General features: G+C 73.8%; 1 protein-coding gene. It reads left to right on the top strand.

The window, feature by feature from the left end; translation table 11 throughout:
• Positions 1–217, top strand: a 217-nt coding sequence (locus IF89_RS0137060; protein ID WP_030778406.1) for a GNAT family N-acetyltransferase, incomplete at its 5' end; no start/stop codon positions are given.
• Positions 218–244: the final 27 nt, after the last annotated feature.

Raw genomic sequence — 244 nt, 5'->3', positions numbered from 1 at the left:
CGACCGACGGTACGCCGGTCTGGGCATCGGGGCGGCGCTGCTGGCCCATGCCGCCGACGTGACCCGGCGGGCCGGCGTGGAGCTGCTGCGGGTCGACTGCTGGGCGGGCGGCGGAGGCGAACTGGTCGCGTTCTACCAGCGCCACGGTTTCACTCCCACCGAACGTTTCCTGTCCGAGGCATGGCCGGGGCAGGTGCTAGCTCGGCGGATCGGCTGACGGCGGCAGGTCACCCGGCGACGGGCT

The organism is Streptomyces sp. NRRL F-2664 (assembly GCF_000719345.1).
GTDB lineage: Bacteria > Actinomycetota > Actinomycetes > Streptomycetales > Streptomycetaceae > Streptomyces.
This window is presented reverse-complemented; position numbering and strand designations above follow the sequence as displayed.